Consider the following 13,980-nt stretch of genomic DNA (forward strand, 5'->3'; position numbering starts at 1 on the left):
TAGTTCGCCCCCCGCGTCGCTCGCTAGGATGGGATCGTCATGAATCCCATCCTGGTCCGTATGGGCCGGATCCCTGAATGTGGAATTGAGGTCCGAAATGGCTACCACGCTGCCCGTTGCTACCGTTGTTGCCGTCACCGGCAATGCCTTTGCCCGTGATTCCGAAGGAAAGACGCGCCCGCTGAAGGCCGGCGACGTGCTGCGTGAAGGCGAAACCATCGTCACATCCGCGGGTGGTCATGTCGAACTGGCGATGAACGATGGTTCGCGCCTCGATATCGGCGAGAAGCAGACGGTCGCCGTCAGTGCCGACATGGACGAGACCATCCGTCCGCAGGCCCAGGACGCCCAGCTCGCCGGTGCCGACATCGAGCGCGTCATCCAGGCCCTGAACCAGGGCGGCGATCTCGATGCCGCGCTCGAAGCGCCGGCGGCCGGTCTGGCCGGCGGCGGCGGGGGCGCCGGCAACAACTTCGTGCGCCTGCTGCGCATCGCCGAAGGCGTCACCCCGGTGGAATTCGAGTTCGCCGCGCTGGCCCAGGATGAAGCCCCGCTGTTCATGCCGGCCTCGGTCGAAGACTCGCCCAGCGTTCTCGCCGTGCTGCCGACCGAGAACGTGACCGAAACCGTCACGGTGACCCTGACCGAGACCATCACCGTGACCGAAACCGTGATCCTGCCGGTGACCGGCACGGTGACCGGCATCGTTACCGACACGGTGACCGGTATCGTCACCCAGACGGTGACGGGTACCACGCTCACCGAGACCGTGACCTCGGGCACCGAAACCGTGACCGGCACCGCGCTGACCGAAACGGTCACCACCGGTACCGAGACCGTGACCGGCACTGCGTTGACCGAAACCGTGACTTCCGGCACCCAGACGGTGACCGGCACCACGCTGACCGAGACCGTGACTTCCGGCACCCAGACGGTGACCGGCACCACGCTGACCGAGACCGTGACTTCCGGCACCCAGACGGTGACCGGTACTGCACTGACAGAAACCGTGACCTCGGGCACCGACACGGTGACCGGTACAGCGCTGACCGAGACGGTTACCTCCGGCACCGACACCGTGACCGGCACCGCGCTGACCGAGACGGTCACCTCCGGCACTGACACCTGACCGAGACGGTCACCTCCGGCACGGAAACCGTGACCGGCACCGCGCTGACCGAGACGGTCACCTCCGGCACGGAAACCGTGACCGGCACCGCGCTGACCGAGACGGTCACCTCCGGCACGGAAACCGTGACCGGCACCGCGCTGACCGAGACGGTCACCTCCGGCACGGAAACCGTGACCGGTACCGCGCTGACCGAGACGGTCACCTCCGGCACCGAGACCGTGACCGGCACCGCGCTGACCGAGACGGTCACCTCGGGCACCGAGACCGTGACCGGCACCGCGCTGACCGAGACGGTCACTTCCGGCACCGAGACCGTCACCGGCACGATGCTCACCGAGACCGTTACCTCGGCCACTGAAACGTGGACCACGCTGACCGAGACCGTCACCACCACCACCACGCCATTCGTCACCACGGACCACGATATTCAGGCGGGTGGGCCGTCACTTGGGTACATCGTTGCAAACGGTCTGCGGATCGAGTTCACGCCTGACGCTGGTCACGAAGTTAACACCAGGGAGGGCTGGCTTGGTGTCGACGACGCGAACATGAACGGGACCGACCCGTATCACGACGCGGTAAACGTTGTCGTCACCATGGATGACGGGCCTGCCAACCTTTACGAATTGGTGATGAAGGTTAACGTGGTGGGTGGGAGCGCCGAGATCAACGTAACGGTCAATGGTGTCACCACGACCTATTCCGTGCCGAAGGGCGAGCACGACATCACGATCACTTCCGATACGCCTTTCAACGACTTCCGTATCGAACATCAGAGTGGCAGGTTCACGATCGGAGGTGTCCAGGCCGGTGGCGAACGGGAGGTTGAAATCACCCAGACCGTCACTGAGACCCATAGCCAGACAGTGACCGGCACGGCGCTGACCGAAACCGTCACCAGTGGCACCGAAACCGTGACCGGCACGGCGCTGACCGAAACCGTCACCTCCGGCACCGAAACCGTGACCGGCACCGCGCTGACTGAAACCGTGACCTCCGGCACCCAGACGGTGACCGGTACGGCGCTGACCGAAACGGTGACCAACGGTACCGAGACGGCGACAGGCACGGCGCTGACCGAAACGGTGACCAGCGGTACCGAGACGGTGACCGGTACGGCGCTGACCGAAACGGTGACCAGCGGTACCGACACGGTGACCGGCACGGCGCTGACCGAGACGGTGACCAGCGGTACCGAGACGGTGACCGGTACGGCGCTGACCGAAACGGTGACTTCGGGCACCGACACGGTGACCGGTACGGCGCTGACCGAAACGGTGACTTCGGGTACCGAGACGGTGACTGGCACCGCCCTGACCGAAACGGTGACTTCAGGCACCGACACGGTGACCGGTACGGCGCTGACCGAAACGGTGACTTCGGGTACCGAGACGGTGACTGGCACCGCCCTGACCGAAACGGTGACTTCAGGCACCGACACGGTGACCGGTACGGCGCTGACCGAAACGGTGACCTCGGGTACCGAGACGGTGACCGGCATCACGGACACGGAAACCGTGACCAGCGGCACCGAGACGGTGACGGGTACGGCACTGACCGAAACCGTGACCGCGGGTACCGAGACGGTGACCGGCATCACGGACACGGAAACCGTGACCAGCGGCACCGAGACGGTGACGGGTACGGCGCTGACCGAAACCGTGACCTCGGCCACCGAGACGGTGACGGAATACACCGAAACGGTCACCGTGAGCCAATACACCGAAACCGTGACGCTCTCGATGGCAACCGACACCGTCACCGATACCGCAACGGTGACCGACACGGCCACCGACACGGTGCAGAGCCAATCGGTGATCGGCGATTCGCTGGCGGCCGGCGACGTGCTGCCGCAGAGCGATGCGCTGATCGACGGCGGCGACAGCGGCACCGGCGGAACCGGCGGTAGCGCCTCCGATCCGCTCGCCGCCTTCCAGACCGATCCGGTGAATCCGCTGCTCAACAACAACACGCCGACGGTCGAGTAATCCGGACTTTCGCGGCAGACGGCGGCGGGCTGAGGCCCGCCGCCTTGTTCTTTTATTGACGACGAGAGGTATCGATGAGGGTTCTGTTCGTCCACGAAGGGCTGGGCCAGTTCCAGACCCTGCATGAGCACCTGAACGGCGAAGGCCTGGCCCATTCCTGGTTTCTGTGCACCACTTCGGTGTACAACGCCAACAAGGACAGGATTCCCAATCTCGTGCCGTTTCCGGTGGCCGCCGAGAATCCGCAGACCTACTTCTACACCAAGAACCTCGAAGCGCGGATCCAGCGTTCCTTCCTGATCAAGCAGGCGGTCTCCGAGCTGCTCAAGAAGACCGGCATCGACCTCATCGTGGCGCACGGCTCGGGCGGCTTCCCGCTGCAGCTGTTCGACGAATTCGACATTCCCATCATCACCTACATCGAATTCCCTTCCTTCGGCCACCACGGCCACGACCCCAAGTATCCGCAGCCCGACTACGCCACCTACCGCGACAAGGTGTTCGAGATGACGAGCTATCACCAGGCGCTCAAGAGCGATCTGGTGATCGTGCCCAGCGTCTATGCCAAGTCGATGTTCCCGACCTGCCTGCACGAGCGCATCGTGCCGCAGATGGAAGGCTTCAACATCACCCGCAAGCCGTCGACCTTCGCCAAGGAGGAAGGCGTCTTCCACATCGGCTTCTCGGCGCGCGACCTGTCCTCGGCCAAGGGTTTCGAGCAGTTCATCCTGATCGCAAAGGAAATCCTCAAGGTCCGGCCGCAGGTGCGCTTTGTCTTCTGCGGCGCGCCCAAGGTGCTGTACAGCTACGAGGAAGCCTTCCTGCAGAACAACTTCCCGGCCGAGTCGCGACCGGCGTCGTTCATGCAATACGTGCTCGAACGCGAGGGCATCACCCTGGGCGAGGGGGCCAGCTTCCAGCACGTCAGTTTCGCCGGCTACGACGACTTCGCCAGCTACGTCGAGGCGATGGACATGTTCCTCTACCCGCTGCAGTTCGGCTCGGCCAACTGGGGCCTGTTCGAACTGCTGTTCCGCGGCAAGAAGATCGTCGCCAGCGACCGCTGCTTCGTACCGGAGGTGCTACGCCACGGCTACAACGGCCTGCTGTGCAAGTACGACGACATCGCGAGCTGGGTGCGTTATGCCACCGAGATCATCGACGCGCCGCACAAGTTCGATCATCTGGGCGAAAATGCGCTGGCCGATGCGCAGCAGCGCTTTCACATCAACCGCGTTGCCGAGCGCTACCTGTCCATCTTCGATACCGCGATCCAGCGCAGGAAGCTCGGCAACTGACTTTTCGACCAGGCGGAGGCGGTGCAATGCCCTTTGTAGAGCGAGATCCATCCGGAGAGATCGTTGCCGTCGCGGCTGTCGCGACTGCAACGGCGACGGAGTGGCTGGATGCGGCCGATCCGGCCGTGGCCGCCTTCACCCGCCGTGTCGCGCCGGCTCCCGCGCCGAACGAGGCGCTTGCGGCACTGGTGAGTTCCGACCTGGGCCTCGTCCGGGTGCTGGAAGATCTGATCGACACCCTGCTGGCCAAGGATGTGATCCGCTTCACCGATCTCCCAATCCCGGCCCAGAACCGGCTGCTGCAGCGCCGCTCGCTGCGTGAATCGCTGAGCGCGGTCAGCCTGCTCGACGACGACAGCGGCCTGCTCTGATTCAGCGTGTGCACTCGGCCTCGCCGTCCGACGGCGAGGCCGTCTGCCGGGCGCCCGGCCGAGTCGCGCTGATCGCCGGGCCCGTCATGCCGTCCAGGCCGAGGTCCGGTAGCGCAGCCTGTTCCGCCGCCGTGCTGACCCCTTCCGCGATGGTCAGCAGTCCGATCGAGTGCGCGATGGTGCACAGTCCGCGCAGGAAGGCGACGTTGCCGGGCGAACTGTCGATGTCGCGAATGAAGGCGGCACTCACCTTGATGTAATCCAGGCCGAGGTCGTGCAGTTCGGCGATGCGCGAGAAGGCCGGGCCGGCGTGCTTGAGGCCGATGCGGCAGCCCAGCGGGCGCAGCGCGAGGCACAGCGCGCGGAATTCCACCTGATGCTTGAGCGCACCGTGCTCCGGCACTTCTATCCATAGCCGTCGTGCGCAGTCGGGCGCAGCTTCGAGCGCTTGGTAGAGCGTGTCGCGGAAAGCAGGGTCGCGCAGCGCCTCCACCGACAGGTTGATCGCCAGCGTGGTGGCCGGCTCGGTCTCCAGGGTGGCGAGCGCGGCGCGCACCACAGCGGTGTCGATTGCCGCCATCATGCCCAGGCGCGACGCCCAGGGCATGAAGCGTCCGGCGTTCTGCCAGTCGCCGTCGAGCAACAGCCGCACTGGCGCTTCGTGATGCAGCACGCCATCCTTGCCGTCCACGACCGGGAAGCGTGCCAGTCGAACGTCGCCGGCCGCCAGTGCCCGTTCAAGGAACCCGCGCCATTCGCCGGCGCTGTAGTGCGCCGCGTCGCTGTCGGCCGCGGCGGCCACCAGCACACCGCCTTCGCGGTGCTGCTCGGCTGCGGCAAGCGTACCGTCCAGGCGGGTCAGCAACTGGCTGCGGGATTCACCCGGTGAGTAAGCCGTCGCCGCGAGGTCGAGACGATGCGCTTCACAGACCGGGGCCAGCGCCTCTTCCAGCCTTGCCGCCAGCGCCTCGGCGGCGGTGGCGGGGTCGAGTTCGCCCGGCGCGAGCACGGCGAAATCGGTTGCGTTGAGGCGGCCGCAGTCCCAGCCTGGCCGGCTGGCGACGAAACCCTGCAAGGCTTCGGCAAGCGTCTTGAGCATGCGGTCGACCTCGATGCGGCCGAGACGCTGGTTGAGTTCGACGAGATCGCCGATGCGTACCATCAGCAGTCCGCCATCGGCACTAGCGTCCTCCCGCGCCAGCGCGGCGTCGAGCTGGCGGAAGAACTGGTTGCGGTTGAACAGGCCGGTCAGCTCGTCGTGCTGGGTCTGGCGGCGCAGGGCTTCGAGACGCTGGGACTCCTCCGCCAGCATGGTGCGGATGCGGCCGGACAGGGTGTTCATCGCCCGCACCACGCTGCGGAACTCGCGCGTGCGCGGCTCCGGCGTGGTGATGAAGCGGCGGCCGCCGATGGCCTCGGCCTGTTCGACCATGCGGTCGAGCGGGCGGGTGATGAACTTCAGCGCCAGCGTGCCGATCAGGCCGGTCAGCAACCCGCCGCCGACGAACCACCACAGCAGCTGGCGGGTGGCTTGCCACAAGGAGGCATAGGCGTAGCGGCTGTGGCTTTCCACCGACAGCGTGCCGAACTGCTTCCAGCCGTCCTGGACCTGGGCGACGCCGGGCTGGGTCTCGATCGGTACCAGTTGCACGAACCAGGCCGGCGCCTCGGTCTGCGGGTCGTCGAAGCTGCGCTCGACAATGGTCTCGCCGCCGGGGCCGGTCAACCGGATCGCGCGGTAGTGTCCGGTATCGAACTGGGCGGCGACTTGCAGTTCGACGGTTACCGGGTCTTTTGGCATCTGCGACAGCGATAGTGCCAGCGAGGCCGCGTTGTCCATGTTCTTCACCGCCAGTTCCTGCTGCAGGTAGTGGCGCGCCGACAGGGTGCTGACGACGAAGCTGCCGCCCAGCGAAAGCACGGTGACCAGGACGATGGCGAGCCAGAGTTGCTTGATCAGGGACATGGTCGGCGGATTCCGGAGAGAGTCTGTACGGGGTTCATCGTGTTTGCGGCAGCGTCAGGCCTTCGCGCTGCATGCGGTCGAGGGCGTCGCGCCAGCGCGACAGGCGCGCGGTCGGGTCGGCGGACGAGGTGGTCGCGCCGGCGACCCACAGTCCTTCGCTGTTGAAACTGAAGACCGGGAAGAGGTCGGGCCGGCGTGCGGCCGGACGGATCTCGCCGATCAGGTTGTCGAGTACCAGCGGTTCGTCGGTGGGGCTGGCGAAATAGCCGACCACCATGTGGGCCTGCGACACGCCGCTGCCGGCGGCACCGATCTGCGCGCGCACGTAGATCAGTCGCAGCTTTTCGGCCGGCACGCCGAGCAGGCGCAGGCTCATGTACTTGGCAATGGCGAAGTCCTCGCAGTCGCCCGCGCCCTTGCCCAGGGTCTCGAGTGGCGTCGCCCAGTAGTCGTTCTGCCGCCAGACGACGGCGTCGTCCTCGAACAGCAGCCGACGGTTGAAGAAACTGTTTACCCGGGCGAGTTTGTCCAGCTCGCGGTCTTCCTCGCTCTCGGCCAGCATCCGGCGCCAAGCGGTCACCGTCTCTGCAGCCGTGCTACCGAAACGCTGCAGGGCCTGCGTCTGCATGCGATCGAGATCGGGTGCCGCTACGGTGCCGCCCATCACCGCCACCACCATGCCCGCCGCAAGCGCGCCCAGCAGGCGACCGCGCGGATGGCGTCTGCGGCGCTGCATCAGGGCGCTGGGCCGGAGGGAGGAAAAGGGCATCTGCTGTTTACGGCGTGGGACCTCGACACATTAGCGGAGAACACCCGGTTTTGGGTATGCGGCTATCACAGTGCGACTTTTTTCCGCAATGTTGTGTACTTGGCATTTTGTAAGCAAGGTAGTCCGATATCATCCCGCACTGCTCAGGCTGGGGCGGAACACCGTGCCCTGGCAGCCGCATTCAATCATCTGGAGAGGTCATGAAGAAGGTTCGTACCCTGGTTTGTCTCGCCGTTCTATCCACGCTGCAGATCGCCCCGGCGGCCGCTGCGGCGCCCGAGGCGCTGCGCGACGCAGTGCGCAAGGCGGTGGTGACGAACCCGGAGGTGCAGGCGCGCTGGCACGGTTTCCAGGCCGCCGACGCCGACCAGGAGACGGCGCGCGCCGGTTACTACCCGCAGGTGGACGTCTCGGCCAGCATCGGTCGCGAACGCCTGACGCGGCCCAACACCGGTACGGACGACTATACCCACCGCAACGCCACCCTGTCGCTGAACCAGATGGTGTACGACGGCTTCTTCACCAAGAGCGAAGTCGCGCGCATGGGCTACGCCAAGCTGGCGCGCTACTACGAACTGGTCGACGCCTCCGAAGGCGCCGCGCTGGAAGTGGTGCGCGCCTACGGCGATGTGCTGCGCTACCGCGAGCTGGTGCGCCTGGCCAAGGCCAACTACGTCGAGCACAAACAGATATCCGACCAGATCGGCGAGCGCGCCGGTGCCGGCGTGGGCCGCCGGGTCGACCTCGAGCAGGCCACCGGCCGCCTGGCGCTGGCCGAGTCCAACCTGCTGACCGAAGTCTCCAACCTGCACGACGTCAGCGCCCGTTACCTGCGCCTGGTCGGCGAAATGCCGCCGGAAGCGCTGGGCGATTTCGGCGACAAGCTTGCCGCCGGTCCGCTGCCGGCCAACGCCAGCGAAGCGCTGCGCGAGGCCTTCAACACCAGCCCCGCGCTCAATGCGGCGGTCGAGAACGTGCGCGCCGGCCAGGCGCTGGTCGACAGCCGCCGCTCGGCCTATCACCCGCGCGTGGACCTGCAGGCTTACAAGGCGATCGACCACAACCTCGATGGCGTCAGCGGCCGCTCGACCGACAGCGTCGTCCAGCTGGTGCTGAACTACAACCTGTTCCGCGGCGGCGCCGACCAGGCCCGCCTCCGCCAGGCCGCCGAGCAGCTCAACCAGTCCAGGGATCTGCGCGAAAAGGCCTGCCGCGACCTGCGCCAGACCCTGTCCATCGCCTACAACGACAGCCAGCGCCTGGTGGAGCAACTGCGCTACCTCGACCAGCACCAGCTGTCGATCGAGAAGGCGCGCGAGGCCTACCGCCGCCAGTTCGACATCGGCCAGCGTACCCTGCTCGACCTGCTCGACACCGAGAATGAATACTTCCAGGCCCGCCGCGCCTACACCAATGCGCGCTACGATCAGGTGATCGCCCAGGCGCGCACGCTGAACGGCCTCGGTAAGCTGATGAGCGCGCTCGACGTCGCCCGCGACGACCTGCCGCCGGCCAGCGAAGTCGGCCAGGACCGCGCCGGCATCGATCCGGCCACCATCTGCCCGCCGGACGCGCCGCTGCCGCTGCAGGTCGACAAGGCCGCGCTGCTGGCCGACACCCTGCGCGAGGCGGGTGGCGCCAAGCGCTGAGTAAGCCTCGCCGGGTTGCCGCAGGCGAATCGCGGCAGCCCGGACGACGCCGCGCGTGTGATTGCGCGCGCAGGGGCGGATGCGGCGGCTTGCTGCTCTAGAATGGAGCGCCAGCCTATCGTATCCGCCCCTGCCCGTTGACGATGAACGCCGCCGACCCCGACGCCCGCCTTGCTCCCGCCGCCCCTGCCGCAGCGGTGCCGGCTGCCGCCGGCGAGCACGATCCGGTGCAGCGCGTCGTCAAGATCCGCCGCGACTACAACACCTGGGTCGCCAACGAGACGCTGGAAGACTACGCGCTGCGCTTCACGCCGCGTAGCTTCCGCAAATGGACCGAATTCCGCGTCGGCAACACCGCCTTCGGCGCAGCCTCCTTCCTGGTGCTTGAAGCGGTCGGCGCGACCATGCTGGTGAGCTACGGCTTCGTCAACAGCTTCTGGGCCATCCTCGCGCTCGGGCTGCTGATCTTCCTCGCCGGCCTGCCTATCAGCCTCTATGCCGCGCGCCACGGCGTGGACATGGACCTGCTGACGCGCGGCTCCGGTTTCGGCTACATCGGCTCGACGCTGTCCTCGCTGGTGTATGCCTCCTTCACCTTCATCCTGTTCGCGCTCGAAGCGGCGATCATGGCCTATGCGCTGGAACTGGCGCTCGGCATTCCGCCGGTGTGGGGCTACCTGGTCTGCGCGCTGGTGGTGATTCCGCTGGTCACCCACGGCGTCACGGTGATCTCCCGGCTGCAGACGCTGACCCAGCCGCTATGGCTGTTCCTGTTGGCGCTGCCCTTCTTCTTCCTGCTGCGCGAGGATCCGGCGGCGCTCGCCGGGCTGTGGCAGTACCCGGGCGAGAAGGGCCAGCCCGGCATGTTCGATCTGCAGCTTTTCGCCGCGGCGATGACGGTGGGCGCCGCGCTCATCACCCAGATGGGCGAGCAGGCCGACTACCTGCGCTTCATGCCGGCACGCACCGAGCAGAACCGCTGGCGCTGGCTCGCCGGCGTGGTGCTGGGCGGGCCGGGCTGGGTGCTGATCGGCGTGGTCAAGATGCTGGGCGGCGCGCTGCTGGCGTGGATGCTGTTGCGCGACGGCGTGCCGGCGGAAAAGGCGGTCGATCCCAACCAGATGTATCTGCTCGGCTTCTCCGCCGTGTTCGACAGCGCGATGTGGGCGGTGGCGGTGACCGCGCTGTTCGTCATCGTGTCGCAGCTCAAGATCAACGTCACCAACGCCTATGCCGGGTCGCTCGCCTGGTCCAACTTCTTCTCGCGCCTGACCCACAGCCATCCCGGCCGGGTGGTATGGGTGGTGTTCAACATCCTGATCGGCCTGCTGCTGATGGAGATGAACGTCTTCCAGGCGCTCGGCCAGGTGCTGGGGCTCTACTCCAACATCGCCATCTCGTGGATGGTGGCGGTGGTGGCCGACCTCGTCATCAACAAGCCGCTGGGGCTGTCGCCGCCGGGAATCGAGTTCAAGCGCAGCCACCTCTACGACATCAACCCGGTGGGGGTCGGTGCGATGCTGGTCGCCTCCATCCTGTCGGTGTCCACCTTCGTCGGTGTCTTCGGCCCGGCCTGGCAGCCGTTCGCACCCTTCATCGCGCTGGTGGCGGCGCTGCTCACCTCGCCGCTGATCGCCTGGGCCACGAAAGGGCGCTACTACCTCGCGCGGCCGCCGGAGCGGGTCGCCAACGACGGCAAGGCCTGGGTGGCGACCCGGCGCTGCGTGATCTGCGGCCAGGCCTTCGAGCCGGAAGACACCAGCCACTGCCCGGCCTACCAGGGCACCATCTGCTCGCTGTGCTGCTCGCTCGATGCCCGCTGCGGCGACCTGTGCAAGCCGCATGCGCGGCTGTCGGCGCAATGGTCGGCGCTGGTGCGGAGGCTGGTGCCGGGCGGGCTGCAACCCTACATCGACGGCGGGCTCGGCCACTATTTTTTGCTGATGGGCGGGGTCACCGGCTTCCTGCTGCTGCTGCTCGGCACGCTCTATTACCACGAGGTACTGGCGCTCGGCCCGGACGTCGCCCGCGGTGCCCTGCAGGGCGTGTTGCTGAAAACCTTTGCCGCGCTCGTCCTGGTGAGCGGCATCGGCGTGTGGTGGATGGTGCTCACTCACAAGAGCCGCCATGTGGCGCAGGAGGAATCCAACCGCCAGACCCAGCTGCTGATGCAGGAGATCGAATCCCACCGCCGCACCGACGAGCAGCTGCAGAACGCCCGCCGCGTCGCAGAGCAGGCCAATCAGGCCAAGAGCCGCTACGTCACCTCTATCAGCCATGAGCTGCGCACCCCGCTCAACAGCATTCTCGGCTACGCCCAGATCCTGGACGGCGACGAGGCCATCCCGCCGCACCGCCGCCAGGCGGTGAGCGTGATCAAGAAAAGCGGCGAGCACCTGCTGTCGCTGATCGAGGGCACGCTGGACATCGCCCGTATCGAAGGCGGCAAGTTTGCGCTCGACATGCGGCCGCTGGCCTTCCCCGCTTTCGTCCAGCAGCTGGTCGGCATGTTCGAGCTGCAGGCGCGCGACAAGGGGCTGGACTTCGTATTCGAGGCGGTCGGCACGCTGCCGGAGGTGGTGCGCGCCGACGAGAAGCGCTTGCGCCAGATCCTGATCAACATCATCGGCAACGCCATCAAGTTCACTCCGCGCGGCAGCGTGCGGGTACGGCTGACTTACCGGCGCGAGATCGCGCTGGTGGAGGTGGAGGACAGCGGTCCGGGGATACCCGCCGGCGAGCTGCAGCACATCTTCGAACCCTTCGCCCGCGGCAGCAGCGCGCGCACCACCACCGGCACCGGGCTGGGGCTGACGATCAGCAAGATGCTCACCGACCTGATGGGCGGCGAGCTCGGCGTCGATAGCGTGCCGGGCGCGGGCAGCACCTTCCGCATCCGCCTGTTCCTGCCGCAGGTGCACGGCGCCCAGGCCGAGGCCGTACAGCCGCGCACCCAGCGCATCGGCTACCAGGGCGTGCGCCGGCGCATCCTCACGGTGGACAACGAGCGGGTCGATCGCGAACTGCTGGTCAGCCTGCTCGAACCGCTCGGCTTCGACGTCGCGCAGGCGGCCTCCGGCTACGAATGCCTGGAGATGGTGCCGGCCCTGTGTCCGCATCTGGTGTTCATGGATCTCGCCATGCCGGGCATCGACGGCTGGGAAACCATCCGCCGGCTACGTGCGGCCGGGTTCGACGAGGTGCCGGTGGCCATCATCTCCGCCAATGCCTTCGACAAGGGCCTGGACAACGATGCCGGGATCGGTGCCGACGACTTCATCCTCAAGCCGATCCGGGTCGACGACCTGCTCGACTGGATAGGCCGCCGCCTCCAGCTCGACTGGGTGTGGGCCGAGCGCGCCGCGGCGCCGGCTGAGCCGCTGCCGCCGCCGCGTGCGCCGCAGCTGGTGCGCCCGCCCGCCGACACCGTGCACGAGCTCGAACAGCTGATCGAGCTTGGCTATCTGCGCGGCATCCTCACCAAGCTTGCCGAGATCGAGCGCACCCATCCCGATTGCGCCGAGTTCGTGCGCGTGCAGCGCGAACTCGCCCGCCAGTTCCAGTTCGACGCCATGCACGAGATCCTGCGCCGGAGCGAAGTACCGCAATGACCCCGCCCTCCGCCATCCCCCATCCCGTCTCCATGCCGCAGTCGGCCGGCATCGTGCTGATTGTCGACGACGTGCCGGAAAACCTCTCGCTGCTGCACGACGCGCTCGACGAGGCCGGCTATACCGTGCTGGTTGCCACCAATGGCGAGAGCGCACTTGCCCGCGCCCGCCAGAGCCTGCCCGACGTGGTGCTGCTCGACGCGGTGATGCCGGGCATGGACGGCTTCGAGGTAGCACGCCGGCTGAAGGCGGATTTCATCACCCGCGCCATCCCGCTGATCTTCATGACCGGCCTCACCGAGACCGAGCACGTGGTGGCGGCGTTTGCCGCCGGCGGCGCGGATTACGTGACCAAGCCGATCAAGCCAGCCGAAGTGCTGGCGCGCATCGCCGCCCATGTGCAGAACGCGCGCCAGATGAAGCAGGCCCGAAGCGCGCTCGACGCCTTCGGCCAGGCCACGGTGGCGGTGCGCGTTACCGACGGCAAGCTGGTGTGGCAGACGCCGCTCGCGCGCCAGTTGATCCGCAGCTGGTTCGACGGCGAGCGCGCCGCGCTGGAAGAGGTGACGCCACCGCGCCTGATCGAATGGATACTCGCGGCCGAACTGGCCCGGCGCGAGCGCCGCGAAGTGTCGCCGCTGGTGGTGGCCGACGGCCCGCGCCGCCTGCTCGCTTCCTTCCACGACCAGACCGGAGAGGAAGAATGGCTGGTGGTGCTGCGCGAGGAGAACGACGCCAGCGCGATCGAGGCGCTGATCGCCGCTTTCCGCCTGACCACCCGCGAGGCCGAGGTCCTGTACTGGGTGACGCGCGGCAAGACCAACCGCGACATCGGCGACATCCTCGGCTCCAGTCCGCGCACGGTGCACAAGCACCTCGAGCACGTGTTCGAGAAACTGGGCGTCGAAACCCGCACCGCCGCGGCATCGATGGCACTGGCGAAGATCCGCGGCGCGGGCGAGGGCGGCTGAGGGCCGACCTGTTTGCGCCCTCGCCTTCAAGGGGGCAGGCGGGGTTCCGCCGCGCATCGCTCTGCGCTGCCGGAGCGGCGCAGCGAAGCGGAGACTCCCGGGTTGGAGGGATGGGGTAGCAGTGCGACGGCGCTCAACGCCCCTCTCCACACTGGCCAAAGCGCTCCCATGACCGGCTGAGCGTCTTCGCCAGTCGGGTTCCGGTTGGTGTGTGAATGTTAAGCG

Annotated in this window: 9 protein-coding genes; 7 read left to right on the top strand and 2 right to left on the bottom strand. The window is 67.1% G+C overall.

The genetic code is table 11. The features are described 5' to 3' along the window. Positions 1-97 precede the first annotated feature (97 nt). The 4 genes from CJ010_RS04165 (at position 98) to CJ010_RS04180 (ending at position 4,789) form a co-directional block, all read left to right on the top strand. Entirely contained in the window at positions 98-1,129 is a 1,032-nt protein-coding gene (locus CJ010_RS04165) for a retention module-containing protein (RefSeq protein WP_141016875.1), read from the top strand. Between the two features lie 29 nt (positions 1,130-1,158). Next, positions 1,159-3,120: a hypothetical protein gene (locus CJ010_RS25110; RefSeq protein WP_168224902.1), complete on the top strand. Its 1,962-nt coding sequence runs from the start codon at positions 1,159-1,161 to the stop codon at positions 3,118-3,120. 74 nt (positions 3,121-3,194) lie between these two features. Further along, positions 3,195-4,418: a glycosyltransferase gene (locus CJ010_RS04175; RefSeq protein ID WP_141016876.1), complete on the top strand. Its 1,224-nt coding sequence runs from the start codon at positions 3,195-3,197 to the stop codon at positions 4,416-4,418. 26 nt (positions 4,419-4,444) lie between these two features. After that, positions 4,445-4,789 carry a hypothetical protein gene (locus tag CJ010_RS04180; protein WP_141016877.1) on the top strand — a complete coding sequence of 115 codons (345 nt, stop codon included), beginning with the start codon at positions 4,445-4,447 and terminating at the stop codon, positions 4,787-4,789. A 1-nt stretch (position 4,790) separates the two neighbouring features. Here CJ010_RS04180 and CJ010_RS04185 read toward each other — a convergent pair whose 3' ends face one another. Both CJ010_RS04185 and CJ010_RS04190 read right to left on the bottom strand, forming a co-directional pair. After that, positions 4,791-6,755, bottom strand: a complete 1,965-nt coding sequence (locus tag CJ010_RS04185; protein WP_141016878.1) for a LapD/MoxY N-terminal periplasmic domain-containing protein — start codon at positions 6,753-6,755, stop codon at positions 4,791-4,793. Positions 6,756-6,789: 34 nt separating this feature from the next. Continuing rightward, on the bottom strand, positions 6,790-7,491 hold the full coding sequence (locus CJ010_RS04190; protein ID WP_141016879.1) for a transglutaminase-like cysteine peptidase: 702 nt from the start codon (positions 7,489-7,491) through the stop codon (positions 6,790-6,792). Between the two features lie 233 nt (positions 7,492-7,724). Here CJ010_RS04190 and CJ010_RS04195 point away from each other — a divergent pair, with 233 nt between their 5' ends. The 3 genes from CJ010_RS04195 to CJ010_RS04205 all read left to right on the top strand — a co-directional run bounded on the left by CJ010_RS04195 (position 7,725) and on the right by CJ010_RS04205 (position 13,755). Next, the gene (locus CJ010_RS04195) at positions 7,725-9,173 is read left to right on the top strand and encodes a TolC family outer membrane protein (RefSeq protein ID WP_141016880.1); all 1,449 of its coding nucleotides are present in this window, start codon (positions 7,725-7,727) and stop codon (positions 9,171-9,173) included. A gap of 143 nt (positions 9,174-9,316) precedes the next feature. Then, the gene (locus CJ010_RS04200) at positions 9,317-12,784 is read left to right on the top strand and encodes an ATP-binding protein (protein ID WP_141016881.1); all 3,468 of its coding nucleotides are present in this window, start codon (positions 9,317-9,319) and stop codon (positions 12,782-12,784) included. Then, a complete protein-coding gene (locus CJ010_RS04205) occupies positions 12,781-13,755 on the top strand; it encodes a response regulator transcription factor (protein WP_141016882.1) in 975 nt (324 codons plus the stop codon). Before CJ010_RS04200 ends, CJ010_RS04205 begins: the two co-directional genes overlap by 4 nt. The last annotated feature ends 225 nt before the right edge of the window (positions 13,756-13,980 follow it).

Origin of the sequence: Azoarcus sp. DD4 (assembly GCF_006496635.1) — a bacterium.
In the GTDB taxonomy this organism is placed as follows: Bacteria; Pseudomonadota; Gammaproteobacteria; order Burkholderiales; family Rhodocyclaceae; genus Azoarcus.

What these genes read in the sequence shown, in the direction of transcription:
- CJ010_RS04195 (WP_141016880.1), top strand. Translation starts at nt 7,725, where the DNA reads ATGAAGAAGGTTCGTACCCTGGTTTGTCTCGCCGTTCTATCCACGCTG.
- CJ010_RS04205 (WP_141016882.1), top strand. Translation starts at nt 12,781, where the DNA reads ATGACCCCGCCCTCCGCCATCCCCCATCCCGTCTCCATGCCGCAGTCG.
- CJ010_RS04185 (WP_141016878.1), bottom strand. Translation starts at nt 6,755, where the DNA reads ATGTCCCTGATCAAGCAACTCTGGCTCGCCATCGTCCTGGTCACCGTG.
- CJ010_RS04190 (WP_141016879.1), bottom strand. Translation starts at nt 7,491, where the DNA reads ATGCAGCGCCGCAGACGCCATCCGCGCGGTCGCCTGCTGGGCGCGCTT.
- CJ010_RS04180 (WP_141016877.1), top strand. Translation starts at nt 4,445, where the DNA reads ATGCCCTTTGTAGAGCGAGATCCATCCGGAGAGATCGTTGCCGTCGCG.
- CJ010_RS04175 (WP_141016876.1), top strand. Translation starts at nt 3,195, where the DNA reads ATGAGGGTTCTGTTCGTCCACGAAGGGCTGGGCCAGTTCCAGACCCTG.
- CJ010_RS04165 (WP_141016875.1), top strand. Translation starts at nt 98, where the DNA reads ATGGCTACCACGCTGCCCGTTGCTACCGTTGTTGCCGTCACCGGCAAT.
- CJ010_RS04200 (WP_141016881.1), top strand. Translation starts at nt 9,317, where the DNA reads ATGAACGCCGCCGACCCCGACGCCCGCCTTGCTCCCGCCGCCCCTGCC.